We start from the raw sequence: 17,273 nt of genomic DNA on the forward strand, positions 1-17,273 counted from the left end.
AAAGAGAAATCTAATTGTCATTTCACAGCTTTGACCCGGACATTAGAATTGGGAATGGCGATATAGTAACAATAAGATTTCAAAATGCTTTTTCTCTCCCTGTCCTCCTTTGAGAAGAGCCTGTCCGCCAACCGGCAAAAGGAGATGAATTTCGGCCCCTGCCGAAAGAACAGGAGGGTGGCCCGGCAACTCATTTTCTTTTTGCCATCCCACTGCGCCCTTCGAAGGGAGACTTCGAGATTAAAAATTAATTACTAAAAAGAACATTCTGTATAACAATTACTGCATATATCGCTACTCAGTAAACAGAAAGGCTGACCTAGAAAATAAAAAAGGCCTTTCAATAGCCGTTAAAACTACTAAAAGACCTTTAAATGTCGGGACGACTGGACTTGAACCAGCGACCTCACGACCCCCAGTCGTGCGCGCTACCGGACTGCGCCACGTCCCGAATTAACGAGTACAAAGATACGGCTGACAGATACAAAACTCAACCTCATCTTTGGTATTTATGCTATACACATCTTTCACTAACCGGCTCTTGAAAGCAGGTCCAAAGCGTCACTTTTTCTCTTTTTGAGTAATGCAGAAAAAGGAATAGTAAAGGTAAAAGAGGTCCCTTCACTGGTATCAACATCTACGGTTCCATCGAGCTGATTTAAAAAGGTTTGAATCAGTAAAAAGCCAACGGTATCCGGATTGTTTAAGCTGACATCATCGGCAAGCCCTATCCCGTTATCGGCAATAATAAATCGGATCTTTTTATTAGAACCATTGAGTAACTTAATCGTGATTTTGTCATCCTTATTACCATCCGGGAAAGCATATTTAAGTGAGTTTGTTACCAACTCATTTACGATAAGTGCAATAGGCATGGCCGTCTCAATATCCAGCATCAAGCTCTTGGCCTGAATCTCGATATTAACCTGTTGTTCTTCTGTATTATAGCTATCTACCAATGACTCTACCAACAGCTTAAGATATTTATCGATCCGTATCGAAGACAGCGAATCACTTTTGTACAACATTTCGTGAATCATCGCCATCGATTGGATACGCTGCTGGGCCTCTGCAAGCTTAGTCGCAAGTTGCTCATTACTCTCCATCTCCATCTGCAAGAAAAGTAAGCCAGTAATAGCAGCCAGGTTATTTTTCACCCGGTGATGCACTTCTACCAGTAGCGCTTCCTTTTCTCTGAGCGAAGACTGAAGTCGCTTTTCTTTATCTTGGAGCTCTTGCTGTATGGTGATCAATTTCTCGTTTTCACCGCGAATTTTCTTGTATCGGTCAACCATCTCCTTGGATGTTATCTCCAGGGAGCGCTCCAAGAGGTGACGGTCTTCATCAAAATCGTGATAAGCCTGGTTCACTTTGTCTACCAGCTCACCGACCTCTTCCGGGTACTCGCCGGGATCATCGATTGTTTTCTTCAGTTGTCTTTTTAATAAGTTATGTAACTTCATTCTTCAGAAATCGTGGTTATACACATCGTTTGATTATGCAGCGAAGCAACCGATACATCATCGACCGGTGCAATTTCGCCATATGAATAGAAGCCGGTAAAAATAGTATCCGTACCATATACTTCTCGCATCGCTTCAAGCTCCTCTTCGGTACGTTGCTTAAGCACCAGCCGCCGGCCTACGCAGCTCAATATAAAAGCTAAATCGGGGTTACTCTTTCCGGCAGACTCTACAGATTCCACTGCCGCATTATGCGCTCCATCTATTAGCCTGTGATGGTTGGCTTTCATCAAGCGAGCATAACTTCCCTCGGGAATATCCCCTGCAAAAATAAGGGCTTGGTTTTCCTCATCCACTCCCAGTATCGTACGTACAAGGCCCTTATCCTGTTCTTCATCAGTAATACTCAAAGGAAATAGCAACCCACTTGAAGGCAAGTTTTGGGCATAATCCCCTAAGTACTCTTTATATAACTTTAGGGCGGGTTTGTCATCAAGCTCATACAATATATTATTCTCTGCCTTGGTTATAAGCCGATCGGGACCAAAAGAATCCCAGCCCCCAAAACAACCGTGGCCAATATTTACGGCATCACCATAGAGTCCGATAACAACAATTTTATTGCGAGTAGATTTTTCACCAAAAAAAACATGGGTGGTTTCAAAGTTGTCGCCATCTCCGGCAAGTCCGCCTGTTAGTTGAACATGATCTGGCAGTACGTCCGTGATGCCCCGTACAAGCTCACTACCGTTAACCCCGATACCTTCGGAGAGCACCAGTACATGAGCCAGGTTTTCCTGATCAAGCTTTCGAGCTGCTTTCTTGCCTGCCTCAAAAATATTCTCAACATCAGAAAAAAGGATATACTCCCCTTCTACCTGTGTCTTTTCAAACGCTATAAGCGTAAAAACGAGACTATCATCAAGAATCTCATTATTTGCTATTTCGCCGGCTGTTGAACATCCTGCTAAGAGGAGATCCGGGAATTGCTCTGTTAATTCTTCTATGACCCCGGCATCTTTAAAATGGTTAACGTTACCAAAAGTAAAGCCCAACTGGGGTTCAATGTCTGTACTGGCGGGGTCTTGTTCATTCCAATCCCCGTCTTGCCAGACGAGTTGCCTAACTTCCATACACTATTACCGCTGCTTTAGAGATGTAGTAATACCTCTGCTCCTATTACTGAATGCTTACTACCCTGTTATTAGATTTGCAAATCTGATTTAAAATAATACTTATTACAATATTAAACAATTTAGAAACTTTTAATGCCTTCCCATTAGGCATTGGCATCCTTTTATTTGCTTAGCGTTGCCCGGTTATTGACAAGCAAATCTAATGTGCTGTTCAAGAACAGTGAAAAAACGACTGCCTAACCATCCTGCTCTTGGCATAATTCTACCAATACGCCGCAATTATCTTTGGGATGGACAAAGGCAACGAGCTTATTATCTGCCCCACGGCTGGGCTCCTCGCTAAGCACCGTAAATCCTTCTTCTCGCAGCCGATCGAGCTCCGCATGGATATCGTCTACCTCAAAGGCTACGTGATGCATTCCCTGCCCTTTCTGGGCTACATACTTGGCAATGACAGAGTCAGGGGCTGTAGCTCCCAGCAATTCTACCTTCGATTGACCGGTTTTAAAGAAAGCCGTCTCAACCTGTTGGTCTTCCACAACTTCTCGTTTATAGCATTGGCCATCCAGCAGTTTTTCATAAGTTTCTACTGCCGACTCCAGATCTTCAACGGCTATCCCAATATGATCGATATGCATTATTCGTTAATCCTGATTTGAAGGCAAACTTATATATTGCAAGGCATGGATATCTTCCAGATCGTACAGGGGCTGAAGCTCTTCTTCTGTCATCTTCTTATCCACAGAAACAGCTGTAATTGCATTTGTTCCCTTCATCGTACGTCCCAGGCTTAAAGAAGCAATGTTGATCTCCTGCTTGGCCAGCGCATAACTCACTTTTGCAAGCATGCCCGGCTTATCAACATTTTTGTACATGAGGATATCTCCTTCGAGTCCCAACTCAATGCCAAAGCCATCGATCTCAACAATACGGTAGTCTTTTTCACCAAATACCGTAGCAGAAATCTTTTGATACTCCCCGTCTTCTTTCAGACGAATCGTAATCAAATCATTAAAAGTCTCTGATTGTGAAGCTGTTGTTTCACGAATGTTCAGACCCCGCTCTTCGGCATAATGACGAGCATTAATCAAGTTTACTGCTTCACTCACATGATGCGAAAGCAGGCCTTTAAGGATAGAGTCCGTAAGCACATCAGAAAACTTAGCGCAGGCACCGCTATACTCAAACGAAAATTCATTGGCATGTTCGGGTGCCAGTTGTATAGCTATGCTTCCCAGCTTTTGTGCCAGCTCCAGGTAGGGTTGCACCTCTTTGTTGGTAGTTAGAGATATTGACTTGCCATTAAGACTGCCTTCGAAATCTTTCTTCTCCAGCGCATCGGCCATCTGGGCAGCAATCTGTTCGGCCACTTTTTCCTGTGCCTCATCCGTAGAAGCCCCAAGGTGTGGGGTGGTAATAATCTTTGGATGCTGTAGGATTTCATACAGCTCATCGGTAGGGGGTTCCGTGGTATATACATCCAGTGCAACACCGGCAACATAACCCTCATCAATAAGTGCGGGGAGATCTTCCTCTTTATAGATACCCCCGCGAGCACAATTTATTAAGAATATCCCCTTCTTGAGCTTGTCTGCATTTTCCATTGAGACCATACCTTTTGTCTTCTCTGTCAGCGGGGTATGCACTGTCAAGAAATCGGAGGTTCCCAATAACTCATCCAGTTCAACCAGCTCTACACCCAATCGCTCTGCTTGCTCTACAGAAGCAAAAGGATCATAAGCTTTAATATTCATATTAAAATGCTGCATTCGTTGGGTCACTTCGCTACCAATTTTGCCCAGCCCAACAATGCCCAGCGTCTTATTATATACTTCGTTACCCATATATTTTTTACGATCCCATCCACCGCCTTTTACTTTATCAACAGCTTGTGGAATGTTGTGGGTAAGGGCTAAAATCATCCCGCAGGTATGTTCTGCAGTAGAAATAGTATTGCCATTGGGCGTATTCATAACCAATATTCCCCGCTTGGTAGCAGCCTCGATATCAATATTATCAACCCCTACCCCGGCACGCCCTACAATCTTGAGATTCTCACCGGCTTCCAGCACTTCCTCGGTTACTTTTGTTGAACTGCGAACAACAATTCCATGGTATGATTTTATCTCATCATATAGTTCTTGGCCGCTCAGATCATGATTCCGAACAACTTCAACTCCTCGCTCCTTAAATACTTCTTCACAGCGTTCATTTACGTTATCGAGTATTAAGACTTTAAAAGACATAGCTTGAACATTCGTTATTAATTGTCAAATTGAGCAAATTCATAGATTAATTCTTTAATATCTCCAATTCCTGTATTGTCCTCAGCAGAACTGATAATAATAGGAACTTCAATATTCATTTCATCTAATATTCGCTTTAGGCGTGCTTTGGATTGGTGACGCTTATTGTGGGATAGTTTATCTCCCTTGGTTAGTACTACTGTAAATGGCAGGCGATTGGTTCCCAGCCAATAAAAAAACTCTTCATCAAGGTCTGTGGGCTTATGACGAATATCCACCAGGTGTATAACAAGCCGCAATGTGGCGCGCTCTAATAAATAATCGCGGATATCTCGTCCCCATCGTTCACGCTCTTTCTTTGATACTTTAGCATAGCCAAAGCCGGGCAGGTCTACCAGGTACATTTTATCATCCACCTGGTAGTAATTCATCTGTTGCGTTTTGCCGGGCCTGTTACTGGTGCGGGCCAACCCTTTGTGATTAACAAGAGCATTAATTAATGAAGATTTCCCCACATTAGACCTTCCGGCAAAGCATATTTCCGGATAGTAAGGCTTGGGACAAACATCCAGTGAAGGAGCACTTGTGACGAACTCAGCTTTATCAAAGCCCATTATACTATCTCGTTTTCTTCTTTTTCGATACCGAAATTAACAGGCACCGGGTACTTCTCGGTAAAACAGGCTGTGCAATATCCTTTTGGTGATACATTGGCCTCTTTTACGGAATTCACCAATCCATCGGGAGAGAGGTAACGCAAGCTGTCGACCCCAATCTCTTCTGCCATGGCATCAATATCCCGATCAAAACGATTGGCCATCAGCTCATCGGGCGTTGGAAAGTCCATACCGTAATAACAAGGACTTATAATGGGAGGAGAACTCACCAAGAAGTGAACTTCGGCAGGGTTGGCCTGACGAATCATATTCACCAGGTATCGTGAGGTTGTGCCCCTTACAATAGAATCATCAACGATAATAACCGACCGATTTTCTATGACTCCTTTCACCGTATTGAACTTTGTACGCACTTTCTGATCGCGAGACTTTTGTCCCGGAGAAATAAAAGTACGTCCCACGTAATGGTTTCGAATCAGTCCTATTTCAAACTTACATTCAAAACCTAACTTTTGGTTTTCGTGGACATATCCCAGAGCTGCCGTGTTGCTGGAGTCGGGTACCGAAATAACAATAGGCTTGTGCTTGGTATCCTTTTGAATGATTTCATCAATAGGATGTTCTTTGGCCAGGTACTTGCCAAGGTTTCTTCGAACCTTATCCACATTTTCTCCGAATATCTTACTGTCGGGACGTGAAAAGTAGACATATTCAAAGATGCACTGGCTGGTGTCTGTACCGTATTCAGCATCCAGATGATAGGATTCCGGCTCAGAGTCGATATCTTTATCCAGATCCATCACCAATACTTCGCCGGGTTCAACATCGCGAATATATTCGGCATCGATAATATCAAAAGCACAGGTTTCGCTGGCTACACAGTACGAGCCGTCCACCTTTCCAAGGGCCAGCGGTCGAAAACCATTTGGGTCGCGAACGGCAATAAGTTTTTCATCCGTAAGCATTACTAAGCTATAGGCTCCTTCGACCTGTTCCAAGGCCTCAAGCACCTGTTCAAGCTGCGTATCTTTTTGGCTGTGCGATATGAGATGCAGAATCAGTTCGGTATCGGAGGTGCTTTGAAACAATACGCCCTCTTCACGAAAACGATTGCGGAGCTGTTTGGCATTGGCCAGGTTACCGTTGTGACCAATGGCAATATTCCCCTTGCGATAATGCACTCGGAAAGGCTGAATATTCGCCGGGTTCTTTGAAGCGCCCGTAGTAGAATACCGGTTATGCCCGATAGCAGCCCGCCCCTTCAGTTCCTCTTTAAAAATTTCCTGATCATCAAAAACATTAAGTACGAGTCCAAAATCGCGATGAGCCGGCATCACCCATCGGTCTTGTTCTTCATCAAAATGGGAGGTGACAATTCCTGCTGATTCCTGTCCCCGGTGCTGGAGTGCATGCAATCCGTAATAGGTAAGCAGTGCAGCATCCTCATGATTTTGCATTCCAAAAATACCGCAATAGTCGCGTGGCTTGTCGAACATTAATTTGATTGGTAATAATCGAGTTCCAGTGATGGGAAAGTTAAGAAAATCGTACAGTAAATAGTAAATTAAATAGTTGCTTGATTACTCAACAAAAATGGTCAAATTAGAAAATTATTTTTCATCCCCCGCTAATTCAAATGATGGCTTCCAATGCCCTTGGTAGCAATATTTTCAAAGGAAAGAACAAAAGTAGTGCCTTCATGATCCGAATAATAATCGATATCCCCCTCTAACTGCTTAGAAAGAATATTGATCAACTTCAGGCCTAAAGTGTCCGGATGCTTCATATCCAAATCGCGAGGTATCCCTTGCCCATTATCAGATACTTCAAGAGTTATCTGACTTCCCCGTTCACGAAGAATGATATCTATCTTGGCATATTCTGCGTCCTCAAATGCGTGTTCGATAGCATTTGAAACCAACTCATTAACAATAAGAGCTGCCGGTATCGCCCTATTCACATTAACAACAACATGGTCTAAATCATAATTTATTACTATCGGTACATCCGCTTCCAGCGTCGCTTTAATCGTATCCACCAGCTTTGTTAGCTGTGTATGGAACTCTAAATCTGAAAAGTTTTCGCTTTGGTACAATAGTTCGTGAATAGAGGCAATGGATTGGATACGAAGCTGACTTGCCTGCAACTTACTGGTAAAATGGACATCATCTGTTTGCATCGTTTGCAACTCCATCAGCCCCGATATTACGGCCAGGTTGTTTTTAATGCGATGGTGAATCTCTTTGAGTAATACCGTTTTTTCTTCCAGTGATTTTTTCATCTCCTCTTCATAGCGCACTCGCTCTGTTATATCAAGCCCTACCGTTTGGGTAGCATCCCGGCCATCATATTTTATAGGCATCGATTCTAACAGCAGGTAACGCTCTTTACCGTCGAGGGAAGTAATTTCATAGATGGTAGGCGACACTTTTTCTTTAGATTCTTGTACCTGAGACACGCGTGCATGCGCTTTTTCGAGCTGCGACTCTTTAACAAGATCATAAATATTCAACCCTTCCACTTCCTCGGCAGATTCTGCCCCAACCAGATTAACTCCCCCCGGATTTACGAATTGAACAATCCCATCAATATGGATCATTATCAGGTTAGGGTCTTGCTCCACAAGCTTCTCCCACCGTTTCCTGCTTTGGTCAATTTTTCGTCTGCTCTCCTTTAACTCCTCAATCTTCTTCTGCAGCCGGGTAGTCATTATATTAAACTCTTCTGCTAATCTCGCGTGTTCATCTTCCCCTTCCAGCTCTATTGCACCCGCCAGATTACCGTTAGCAATTTGTTTTGTCTCCTTGAGTAAAATATCAAGAGAGTAGTTAAGACGCCTGCGAAAGCGAAAAATAAGAAATGCGATAATAAAAACGGATGGTACAAGAAGCAGCTGCAACAAGAAAAACTGGTATTTCTGCTGATACTGAATATCATCTTGTAAATTATTGATAACATTATATGCTATCGATTGAAACATCTGGATATCTGCTCGTATTCTCCCCTCTGCACGTTCCAACAGCTCTTCTTTGCGTTGCTCATTCGAATATTGCTCTGGATTTTCCTTGATTTCTCGAATCAATTCAAAAGCATCTTTAACAGACCCCATATAATTTTTCATCGCTTTTCTCCTTGGCAGGTCTTGCGTTGAATCAACTTTGAGCCGAAGTTCACGATAAAGCTTATCCCAACTTTTTAAATGGCGCGCTTTTCCATGGGCTAAATATGCGCTTACAACTACTTCTACATTTGAGGCTGTATTTTTAAATTCATTGAGCCTATTTAAGCTTTCTATCTGACTATTCAGTTGTGACTTGGAGTGCCATAGCAATCCAAATGTCAGCAGTATAACGCCGACAGAACAAGCAGCAATAATATTTAGACGCGTTTTTAGCTTCATTCTATAAGAATAACACCTTCAGGGTGAACTTCTTTTAGGGGCCCTTTATTAATAATATCCAAGTAATTCAAATCAGTCGTATCAGCTCTTCCTTTCTTAATTAACCATCGTTCCTGATCTTCAAATAACTGTATCATGCGTTCACTCATCGAAAGTTTATAATCAATTTTCTGCCACACCGCTTCGATAACACTTACCGGAACTTCTATATTAGCGGCCAATATTTTTCGCGTTTCTTCTGCATGCTTTTCGATATATTGGTTTGCCCTATGCAACGCTTTCAAATAAGCTATTAATACCTTGGGATTTGATTGCGCAAATGAATCAAGTGTTGATACCAACCAAAGGGTAGAAAAGTGAAGTTTTGTTTTTAGCAGTGTGCTTTTAGGACCTAGCTGTTTTTCTGAAAAAGTAGCATAAGGCTCCCAATTTACGGAGACATCTACTCTGCCTTTTCTCAGAGCCTCTATTTGAGCCTCTGAACTTAAGTCAATTAGTGTTAGGCTGTCTTTTGAGATCTGATGTTCCAACAAAAAAGAATCCAGGTAATATTCGAGCTGTGTGCCCTTTGCAAGCGCTATCTTCTTACCAACAACATCTTTGGGCCGGCTGATACCATGGTCTTTACGAGCTACTATTTTCTGAATTTCATCCGTAATAAGCAGGTTTGTGATTATTTGAAAAGGCGGGGGATTCCCTTTTTTATAGTAAGATGAATCGACCAGTGAATAAACAACAGGTGTTTCTGCCACATGGGCGATATCTACCACATTATCGAAGAGATCATGAATGGAGGCCGTACCAGACTGATTGTGTTTTAAGGTTACATTTAATCCATTTTCTTTGAAAAACCCTTTTTCTTTTGCAACAAATATTGCCGCCTCACCAATAAATGAAGAAGTGATCCCTACTGTAATGTCCCTTGACTCTGGCTGGGCCTGCTGATCCTCTGTGGTACAGTTATTTGCCAGTAGAATAACTACCAAAACAACCACATAGTATACATTTCTCATCTTCGGAAAGACTAAACTTGATATTTAACGAGCCCAATACCCTTTATTAACTATTTGGCAATCCTTGCGGTCATAACAAAACTTGTATTTACAATGTTCAAAAAAAATTAATATTAATACGAGTACAGGGTAATTTAATATTCGATACTACTTTTTACTGTGTTCCGAAGCGAGAGGATAACGTTCTTTAAATTTAAAAGCCCCAATCATGTTGGAGCTTTTTACAGAGAAAACCTATTCAAGACAATAACCGTTAGCTCCCCGTATCTCCGTATTCGAAGGTTACAATATCTCCTTCTTTAAAAGAAGAAGCCGTATGCAACACTTCACCTTCTTCAAATTCGAGAAATCCGGCATCATCACGATATGTTCTGCCTTCCACAATTTCTGTTTTCCCACTTCCCTTGGTAACGTGAAAGCTCACCTTCACTCCTACCGCTTTTTTATCGGGAGAAGAATAGTCTATTTCTGATGATTGTCCTTCAAAAATAGTATGAAAAGATCCACCGGACAGCTCTTCACAACCACTGTTTTCGTAGCAAAAGTCAATACTAGCTTCTCCATCCGTCTTAACCTCTAGATCACCGGACCCTGTATTCACCACACGGACCCCTAATGATTCCATCAACTCTCCTTCGTTCCCGGCATCGGTACCGCTATCTTTACAACCAGTTATTAACAGCATTCCAAAAACCACACATAGTAAGTAATATTTCATCTTTCTAATCGATATGTTTTAATTTCATATTTTTATTAGGAAGATATATGCGAAGTGAGGATCCAAATTGGCTCAAAATTTTATCGCATTACAGTGTGTCAAGGAGATGTATGAAGGGAACTGAAATTACCCCATCCGATCGCTTATTTTGCAATCGGGTGGGTCAACAAAGATGCAGTATAACCAGGGTGGATTTTGCAGATGGCCCTATAAATACGGTACTAGTCTTCTTAGCCAGGCCATTTTCTACAATATATCTGATTGACAACATAGAGGAAGGAAACAATACCTAAAACAAAAAAAGCCCTTGCAATACCTGCAAGAGCTTTAATTTTGAGCGGGAAACCAGATTCGAACTGGCGACCTTCTCGTTGGCAACGAGATGCTCTACCACTGAGCTATTCCCGCTTTTGAAGCGAGTCCAATATAAGGCTATTCACCAGTACATTTCAACTCAAACTTTAATTTTTTTGCGAACTTTTCCAGATTGGATTCGATCATTAATTGTATCTTGATCAGGAAGGCTTGGGCGATCCCTTTCACGGTCTACAGTACAGATAAAACCCAGGGGTTCTCCACAATCGGCATGAAACTGGTGCAGACTATTAGGAGCAATATACACAACATCATGCAGAGATAACTGATGTAATTCATTTTCCAGTATTACGGTCCCTGCCCCACGGATCACCACAACCGAGTGTGGATGTTCATGGTATTCAAAAGACGTATAGCCTCCGGGCTCAACTTCAAAATAGCGCGTTTGAAAATTCAGAGCCTCTTCATCCTGCTTTTCACCCAACAATGAGTACCGGTGAACACCTTTGTAGCAGCTGCTATCATCCTTATAATCTTTACGTGATACCGAATCCCACTCATAGTTGGCACATTTAATAACTTTAGATCTGTTAGCCATTATGAGTTTTTATTCTCTAGTAAGTTTATCTTGAAGCTCTTGAGCTCCTTTGATAATACCTTCAGGATGTTCATACAAACTACCGCCTATTAAAAATACGGTATCCTTACCATAGTCGGCAACCCAACGATCCAGATCGTCTATCTCCATACCCCCGCCGGGCATAGGAAACGACTTCTTGAAATCAGAATCAGGGGTGCGTGCTGCCCCATTAATTGCCTTGCATTGTTCAGTCGTAAATGAGAACCGTCCTCCCTTGTTTGGATATATGATGAAATCTGCTCCGAAGGCACGCCACAGTTGGCCGTACAAAAAATCGGGGGTAAATCCATTTGTTTCGTGCATAACAAGCTGTCCGGAAAAAGCAGGATGCGCAATAATGGGCAGGTCAATATCCATTTGAGCCAGCTTATGCATCGTTGGCAGACCGCTAATATGGGGACAAAGCAATACGCCATCAGCACCCCTCCGGGCAGCCATTTGATATCGCTCTATTGCTTCTTCCGGTGAAGCAGTAATATTGGGATAATAGGATGCTCGATTTCCCGTCTGTTCTTCCGCTTTGCTAATTGCCGAAACACAGGCTTTCAACCGTGCCCCAAAAGGAGCTGCCGACTGATTTGCGAGCCCGTGATCATCCTTGATGATATCGATGCCGCCACAGGCAAACTGAAAACAATAATTTGCCAACTCAGATGGCGTGCTCCCCACAGGTTTTAAAGCCGTTGCGCTTAATGGACGATCTAAAACCTGGTGCCGATTACGCACTTCTTTGAGTCCTACAGCCGGTCCAGCAAAAAGGTCCGATAGCTCAGTCCAATCAGCACTGGTTACACGAATACCCGGTTTTAGAGAAATATTCCCATACAGTACATTTATGAATTGCGTAATTTCTCCGCCAAGATTAGCAATAGGCCAAGAGATAACTACTTCAAATTGGTCTTCCTTTACTTTTTCTATAGAGACCGGATCGCCCACTACTTCCTCTTCTATGTGGGAATCCAACAAGGCGCCGGGCAGCTCAACGGATTGTTCCAGGCAGATAGATTTAACCTTCTGATCTATATCTTCCCCGTCACTCAAGGTCAACAGATATGTGATTTCGAAGGCACTCATCCGGAACTGTTTTGGGTGAACAGTGGAAATACCACTGGTATCATACTCTTTGTTCGTATAACTAAAAAAGGGGCCATAACGGCCCCTTTCCACAATCATTATTTAATCATTACAATACGATAGTTTCGCTACGCTTGGGTCCTTTAGATAGAATGGTCAATTCTACCCCAAGATAGTCTTCAACAAAGCTGAGGTATTTCTTGGCATTCTCAGGAAATTCATCGTAACTGTCGCAATCTTCAAGCGACTGTTGCCAGCCGGGCATCGTTTTATATTTTGGCACGACCGTATCGATATCGGGCAGATCCATCGGGAATACATCCGTTGTTTCTCCGTCAATCTCATATCCGGTACAGAGCTTTATTTCTTCGAAATCGTTAAGAATATCCAGCTTGGTAAGCGTCAGCTCATTCATGCCATTTACGCGCACCGCATATTTCAGGGCAACGAGATCGATCCATCCGCAACGACGCGGCCGCCCGGTGGTAGCCCCGAATTCTTGTCCGGCTTCGCGCAGCTCTTCCCCGGCCTCTTCCGTCAGTTCCGTCGGGAAAGGACCGTTACCAACGCGGGTACAGTAGGCTTTGGAAATGCCCATCACTTTATCAATTGCTGTAGGCGGAATGCCGGATCCCGTACTGGCCCCACCGGCGGTAGGACAAGAAGAGGTTACAAACGGATAGGTACCGTGATCCACATCCAGCAGGCTCCCCTGTGCCCCTTCGAGTAAAATATCTTTTCCTTCCTCAATAGCATCGTGCAACAACGCACTGGTGTTTGTGATATAGGGACACAATTTATCCGCAGCATCCAAGAGATCCTCAACAACAGGGTCTGCTTCTATCGGATCATGATCATAGATATGCTGCAGGGCATCATTGATATCATCAATATTAGACTGCACCTTGTCACGAAGCTGCTCAGGATGAAATAGATCAGACATCCGGATACCGACACGAGAAACTTTACTCACATAAGCAGGTCCGATTCCTCGCCCCGTAGTACCGATCGCATCATCACCGCGATGCTCTTCTTTAACCTTATCTAAAAGCTGGTGATACGGAAGTATTACATGGGCGGCATTACTTATTTTCAATCGCCCGGTTAAATCTCCTGCCAGCTCTTCTACTTCTTTAATCTCTTCAAGCAAGGCATGGGGATCGATTACCACGCCATTACCAATAATACAGGTAGCATCACCATTAAACATTCCCGATGGAATAAGGTGAAGTACTATCTTTTCATCATCAAATTTTAAGGTGTGGCCGGCATTGGCTCCACCCTGGTATCGAACTACATAATCAGCTTCTTTACTAAGCAGATCAACAATTTTTCCTTTCCCTTCATCGCCCCACTGGGCACCTACAACAACACGAATAGACATAATAATGGTTAGACACAAAAAAAGGGGTGTGATAATCACCCCTTTTTCTGTTATTTAGAATTTCAGTTGATTATTCTTCTTCCGATGATTCAGCAAACGACTCTACTGCCGCTTCCAGCGATTTGTAGTGCTTGAACACTGTAATCAACTTGGTGACTACAAGCAAGCTTTCAATCTTGTCGGTAGCATTGGCAATTCTAAGATCGCCTCCTGCTTTCCGCATCGTGGTAAGCCCGCCGATAAGCATCCCCAAACCGGAAGAGTTCATAAACTTAACTTTGCCAACATCGGCAACGATATTGGTCTTATCATCTTCAATTAGTTCATGTAGCTTTTCGTTGAGCTTTACGGCATCGGGGCCGCCCATCACATTCCCTTTAAACTCAATAACTACACAGTTATAACGCTCTGATACATTGAAATTCATTGTTTGATCTCCCCTTGTTAATGTTAGGAGTTAATAATTAAGCATTTTCTTTTCTGCGTTTAAGCTCTACAACCATAGAACTGGCTACGAACAACGAGCTATAGGTACCAATAATAACACCAAGCATCAAGGCAAATGAAAATCCTTTCAGGACTTCCCCGCCAAAGATAAATAGCACGGTTACCACAAACAAGGTGGTGACTGAAGTAATCACCGTACGGCTCAGTGTATCATTCAAACTCTTATTAACCATTTTATCGTAATCCATGGTTTTGTAGAGCAAACTATTTTCACGAATACGATCAAAAACAACAACCGTATCGTTAAGTGAATAACCAACAATAGTCAAAAATGCAGCAATAATCGCCTGATCTATCTGCATACTAAATGGGGCAATCTCACCAAAGATGGTAAAAACTCCCACAACAATTAATACATCGTGAAACAGGGCTGCCACAGCACCTGCAGAAAAGGTCCAGTTCTTGAACCGGATAAGGATATAAATAAAGATAACAACCAATGCAAAAATAATAGCATTCATTGCTCCCCGTTTCAGATCCTCTGCAAAACGAGCTCCTACAATATCGGTCTTAATAACAGTGGCTTTGTTCTGCCCGTACTGCTGATTTACAACCTCTAAAATAGTGTTCTGCACTTCGGATATTTCGCCCGGATTATCCGTTCGAATCAGTACATCTTGTGGTGACCCAAAACGTTTAACAACCGGTGTGCTTCCCAAGGGTTCAGAGAGTGCTGAACGCAGCTCCACAACCTCTATGGGTTCATCGAATTCAAGGACAAATTCCTTACCTCCTTTAAAATCGATGCCATATTGCAGACCTTTGGTGAAAATTCCAATGAGAGCAGCAACAAGCAGGATACCAGAAATCACGTACCCAATCTTGTGCGCTTTGATAAAGTTAAAATCTGGTGTTTCGAACCATCTCATAATAATGTTCCCTAATCTAAGTGTTGAATTTCTTTATGAATTAACCGAAGCTTATTTCAGCTGATTTTTCGCGGGTCAGGTAATCAACCACAACGCGGGTAATTACAATAGCACTAAACAGTGATGCAACAATACCGGCCATCAAGGTGACGGCGAAACCTTTAATTGGTCCTACCCCAAAACTGTAGAGGATAATACCGACAAAGAAGGTCGTGACGTTGGCATCTATAATAGCACTCATGGCGTTGGAATACCCACCTTCAATAGCAGCGCGCAGGGTTTTTCCACTCCTTTTCTCTTCCCTGATACGGTCAAATATCAGCACGTTTGCATCTACGGCCATACCAATGGTCAATACAATACCTGCGATACCGGGTAAGGTAAGTGTGGCCTTAAAGGCCGCCAAAATACCCAGTATAAAGATGATATTAAGTAGTAGCGCAAGGTCAGCAATAGCACCCCCCGCGTGGTAGTAGGCAATCATAAATAGGACGACAATAAGAAGCCCGATCGCAGTCGAATAGAAACCGGCCTGAATCGACTCCTCACCCAAGGTAGCACCAACGGTTCGTTCTTCAATAATTTCGAGTGGGGCGGGCAATGCACCGGAAAGTAAAATATTAACAAGGTCTTCTGCTTCTTTTACATCGCCAATTCCACTGATAGAAGAGCGTCCGTCAGAAATTTTGGTTTCCACGTTTGGGTAAGAATAAACATAACCATCCAATACAATCGCAATGGGTTTCCCGATATTAGCACCAGTAATCCGAGCCCATCGACGTGCCCCCTCGGCATTCATATTCATTGATACCCGCGGCTGGTTGGTCGTCTGATCAAAGTTTACACTCGCTTCAGAAATAACATCACCGGTCATTTCTACATCAGAACGTACCGCAATAAGCTCAAACAGCTCTTGGCCCTGCTGTGTAGTCTGGAAAGGAGTAGCGCCCCACATCAATGTTAGACTGCGAGGCATAAGCTCTTGTACTTCCGGCTTCTGAAGCAATTCATTCACACGAGCAGTATCTCGCCCTGTGGAATATCCAACTGAATATGGGTTTCGGCCTCGTGGATTCAATACTTCTAACAGTGGATTTTGTTGTCCGCCTTGCTGCAAGGTATCGGAAGTATCGGACTGGGCCTGCTGGTTGTAATAGCTAACAATTCGTTCTTTTGTAGAGCTAATCTGATCGGGTTGCCCTACAAGACGAAACTCCAGTCGTGCAGTACCTTTCAAGAGATCACGGATACGACTCTTGTTGGCCACCCCGGGCAGTTCAACAACAACACGGCTGTTGCCCTGCTTAAAGATAGCCGGCTCGGTCACACCATAACGGTCTACACGGGTACGGATAATTTCCATCGCCCTGTCAACGGCAGAATCGCGTTGCTTTTTAAGATATTTTTTGATCTCTTCGTTGCTTGATCGTCGCGTGATATCCTCCGCTTCGGATCGGTAATAACGACTGAGTCTTCCATCGGGATAACGCTGCTCAAACTCTGAGACCATCTCATCAATAAAATCGGTATCATTTTCAATCGCTTGTTCTTGAGCTGCCTTGATAACGTTGTTGAGAGTCGTATCGGCATTATTTCCGGCCAGCTCACGAAGAAGCTTTGCGGTACCAACTTCCATCGTAACGTGCATACCGCCCTGAAGGTCGAGACCTAATGAGAGAGAATTTTGACGCAGTTCTTGCAGACGCTGTGTATTTTCCTCTTTATACTCAACACGTTCGGCTTCGGGCAAATCTTCAATATAGTTTTGCTCTAAGGTATTAGCCAATGTTGGCCACAAATAATAAATTGCTATTAATAGAAAGGCCGCGATAGCGACTAATTTCGTTCCATTACCTTGCATAATAATTCGGTTTAAAAATTTTAGAATTGC

General features: G+C 43.1%; 16 protein-coding genes and 2 tRNA genes. All 18 read right to left on the reverse strand.

All coding sequences use genetic code 11. From position 1 onward, the window contains the following. Nucleotides 1–42: 42 nt before the first annotated feature. The 18 genes from G3569_RS18340 to secD all read right to left on the reverse strand — a co-directional run bounded on the left by G3569_RS18340 (nucleotide 43) and on the right by secD (nucleotide 17,243). A complete protein-coding gene (locus tag G3569_RS18340) occupies nucleotides 43–213 on the reverse strand; it encodes a hypothetical protein (protein WP_205720033.1) in 171 nt (56 codons plus the stop codon). A 164-nt stretch (nucleotides 214–377) separates the two neighbouring features. After that, nucleotides 378–451: transfer RNA gene (locus tag G3569_RS04495), tRNA-Pro, on the reverse strand. Between the two features lie 79 nt (nucleotides 452–530). After that, a complete protein-coding gene (locus G3569_RS04500; protein ID WP_165266518.1) occupies nucleotides 531–1,463 on the reverse strand; it encodes a sensor histidine kinase in 933 nt (310 codons plus the stop codon). Continuing rightward, nucleotides 1,460–2,596, reverse strand: coding sequence for an FIST signal transduction protein (locus G3569_RS04505; protein WP_165266519.1), 1,137 nt, complete (start codon nucleotides 2,594–2,596; stop codon nucleotides 1,460–1,462). Before G3569_RS04505 ends, G3569_RS04500 begins: the two co-directional genes overlap by 4 nt. A 239-nt stretch (nucleotides 2,597–2,835) precedes the next feature. Beyond that, nucleotides 2,836–3,237 carry a methylmalonyl-CoA epimerase gene (gene mce / locus G3569_RS04510; RefSeq protein WP_165266521.1) on the reverse strand — a complete coding sequence of 134 codons (402 nt, stop codon included), beginning with the start codon at nucleotides 3,235–3,237 and terminating at the stop codon, nucleotides 2,836–2,838. 6 nt (nucleotides 3,238–3,243) lie between these two features. Continuing rightward, entirely contained in the window at nucleotides 3,244–4,845 is a 1,602-nt protein-coding gene (gene serA, locus G3569_RS04515) for a phosphoglycerate dehydrogenase (protein ID WP_165266523.1), read from the reverse strand. A gap of 17 nt (nucleotides 4,846–4,862) precedes the next feature. Then, a complete protein-coding gene (gene yihA / locus G3569_RS04520) occupies nucleotides 4,863–5,459 on the reverse strand; it encodes a ribosome biogenesis GTP-binding protein YihA/YsxC (protein WP_165266525.1) in 597 nt (198 codons plus the stop codon). Then, entirely contained in the window at nucleotides 5,459–6,958 is a 1,500-nt protein-coding gene (gene purF / locus G3569_RS04525) for an amidophosphoribosyltransferase (RefSeq protein ID WP_165266527.1), read from the reverse strand. Before purF ends, yihA begins: the two co-directional genes overlap by 1 nt. Nucleotides 6,959–7,089: 131 nt before the next feature. Next, nucleotides 7,090–8,862 (reverse strand): sensor histidine kinase, encoded by a 1,773-nt coding sequence (locus G3569_RS04530; protein WP_165266529.1) that lies wholly within the window; start codon nucleotides 8,860–8,862, stop codon nucleotides 7,090–7,092. Further along, complete coding sequence (locus G3569_RS04535) at nucleotides 8,859–9,875, reverse strand: ABC transporter substrate-binding protein (RefSeq protein ID WP_165266531.1); 1,017 nt, start codon at nucleotides 9,873–9,875, stop codon at nucleotides 8,859–8,861. Before G3569_RS04535 ends, G3569_RS04530 begins: the two co-directional genes overlap by 4 nt. A 253-nt stretch (nucleotides 9,876–10,128) precedes the next feature. Next, entirely contained in the window at nucleotides 10,129–10,593 is a 465-nt protein-coding gene (locus G3569_RS04540; RefSeq protein WP_165266533.1) for a hypothetical protein, read from the reverse strand. Between the two features lie 336 nt (nucleotides 10,594–10,929). Beyond that, a tRNA-Gly gene (locus G3569_RS04545) sits at nucleotides 10,930–11,001 on the reverse strand. A 46-nt stretch (nucleotides 11,002–11,047) separates the two neighbouring features. Continuing rightward, nucleotides 11,048–11,506 carry a cupin domain-containing protein gene (locus tag G3569_RS04550; RefSeq protein ID WP_165266535.1) on the reverse strand — a complete coding sequence of 153 codons (459 nt, stop codon included), beginning with the start codon at nucleotides 11,504–11,506 and terminating at the stop codon, nucleotides 11,048–11,050. Between the two features lie 9 nt (nucleotides 11,507–11,515). Further along, nucleotides 11,516–12,721, reverse strand: coding sequence for a RuBisCO large subunit C-terminal-like domain-containing protein (locus G3569_RS04555; protein WP_165266537.1), 1,206 nt, complete (start codon nucleotides 12,719–12,721; stop codon nucleotides 11,516–11,518). Nucleotides 12,722–12,731: 10 nt separating this feature from the next. Then, on the reverse strand, nucleotides 12,732–14,006 hold the full coding sequence (locus G3569_RS04560) for an adenylosuccinate synthase (RefSeq protein ID WP_165266539.1): 1,275 nt from the start codon (nucleotides 14,004–14,006) through the stop codon (nucleotides 12,732–12,734). A 70-nt stretch (nucleotides 14,007–14,076) separates the two neighbouring features. Next, nucleotides 14,077–14,433 carry an STAS domain-containing protein gene (locus G3569_RS04565; protein WP_165266541.1) on the reverse strand — a complete coding sequence of 119 codons (357 nt, stop codon included), beginning with the start codon at nucleotides 14,431–14,433 and terminating at the stop codon, nucleotides 14,077–14,079. A 37-nt stretch (nucleotides 14,434–14,470) separates the two neighbouring features. Further along, nucleotides 14,471–15,382 (reverse strand): protein translocase subunit SecF, encoded by a 912-nt coding sequence (secF, locus tag G3569_RS04570; RefSeq protein ID WP_165266543.1) that lies wholly within the window; start codon nucleotides 15,380–15,382, stop codon nucleotides 14,471–14,473. 40 nt (nucleotides 15,383–15,422) lie between these two features. After that, nucleotides 15,423–17,243: a protein translocase subunit SecD gene (secD, locus tag G3569_RS04575; RefSeq protein WP_165266545.1), complete on the reverse strand. Its 1,821-nt coding sequence runs from the start codon at nucleotides 17,241–17,243 to the stop codon at nucleotides 15,423–15,425. Nucleotides 17,244–17,273 lie beyond the last annotated feature (30 nt).

It is taken from the genome of Fodinibius halophilus (genome assembly GCF_011059105.1).
Classification (GTDB): domain Bacteria; phylum Bacteroidota; class Rhodothermia; order Balneolales; family Balneolaceae; genus Fodinibius; species Fodinibius halophilus.

Excerpts from the sequence above, each read along its gene's own strand:
- G3569_RS04500 (WP_165266518.1), bottom strand. The coding sequence starts at position 1,463 with ATGAAGTTACATAACTTATTAAAAAGACAACTGAAGAAAACAATCGAT.
- G3569_RS04505 (WP_165266519.1), bottom strand. The coding sequence starts at position 2,596 with ATGGAAGTTAGGCAACTCGTCTGGCAAGACGGGGATTGGAATGAACAA.
- mce (WP_165266521.1), bottom strand. The coding sequence starts at position 3,237 with ATGCATATCGATCATATTGGGATAGCCGTTGAAGATCTGGAGTCGGCA.
- serA (WP_165266523.1), bottom strand. The coding sequence starts at position 4,845 with ATGTCTTTTAAAGTCTTAATACTCGATAACGTAAATGAACGCTGTGAA.
- yihA (WP_165266525.1), bottom strand. The coding sequence starts at position 5,459 with ATGGGCTTTGATAAAGCTGAGTTCGTCACAAGTGCTCCTTCACTGGAT.
- purF (WP_165266527.1), bottom strand. The coding sequence starts at position 6,958 with ATGTTCGACAAGCCACGCGACTATTGCGGTATTTTTGGAATGCAAAAT.
- G3569_RS04530 (WP_165266529.1), bottom strand. The coding sequence starts at position 8,862 with ATGAAGCTAAAAACGCGTCTAAATATTATTGCTGCTTGTTCTGTCGGC.
- G3569_RS04535 (WP_165266531.1), bottom strand. The coding sequence starts at position 9,875 with ATGAGAAATGTATACTATGTGGTTGTTTTGGTAGTTATTCTACTGGCA.
- G3569_RS04540 (WP_165266533.1), bottom strand. The coding sequence starts at position 10,593 with ATGAAATATTACTTACTATGTGTGGTTTTTGGAATGCTGTTAATAACT.
- G3569_RS04550 (WP_165266535.1), bottom strand. The coding sequence starts at position 11,506 with ATGGCTAACAGATCTAAAGTTATTAAATGTGCCAACTATGAGTGGGAT.
- G3569_RS04555 (WP_165266537.1), bottom strand. The coding sequence starts at position 12,721 with ATGATTGTGGAAAGGGGCCGTTATGGCCCCTTTTTTAGTTATACGAAC.
- G3569_RS04560 (WP_165266539.1), bottom strand. The coding sequence starts at position 14,006 with ATGTCTATTCGTGTTGTTGTAGGTGCCCAGTGGGGCGATGAAGGGAAA.
- G3569_RS04565 (WP_165266541.1), bottom strand. The coding sequence starts at position 14,433 with ATGAATTTCAATGTATCAGAGCGTTATAACTGTGTAGTTATTGAGTTT.
- secF (WP_165266543.1), bottom strand. The coding sequence starts at position 15,382 with ATGAGATGGTTCGAAACACCAGATTTTAACTTTATCAAAGCGCACAAG.
- secD (WP_165266545.1), bottom strand. The coding sequence starts at position 17,243 with ATGCAAGGTAATGGAACGAAATTAGTCGCTATCGCGGCCTTTCTATTA.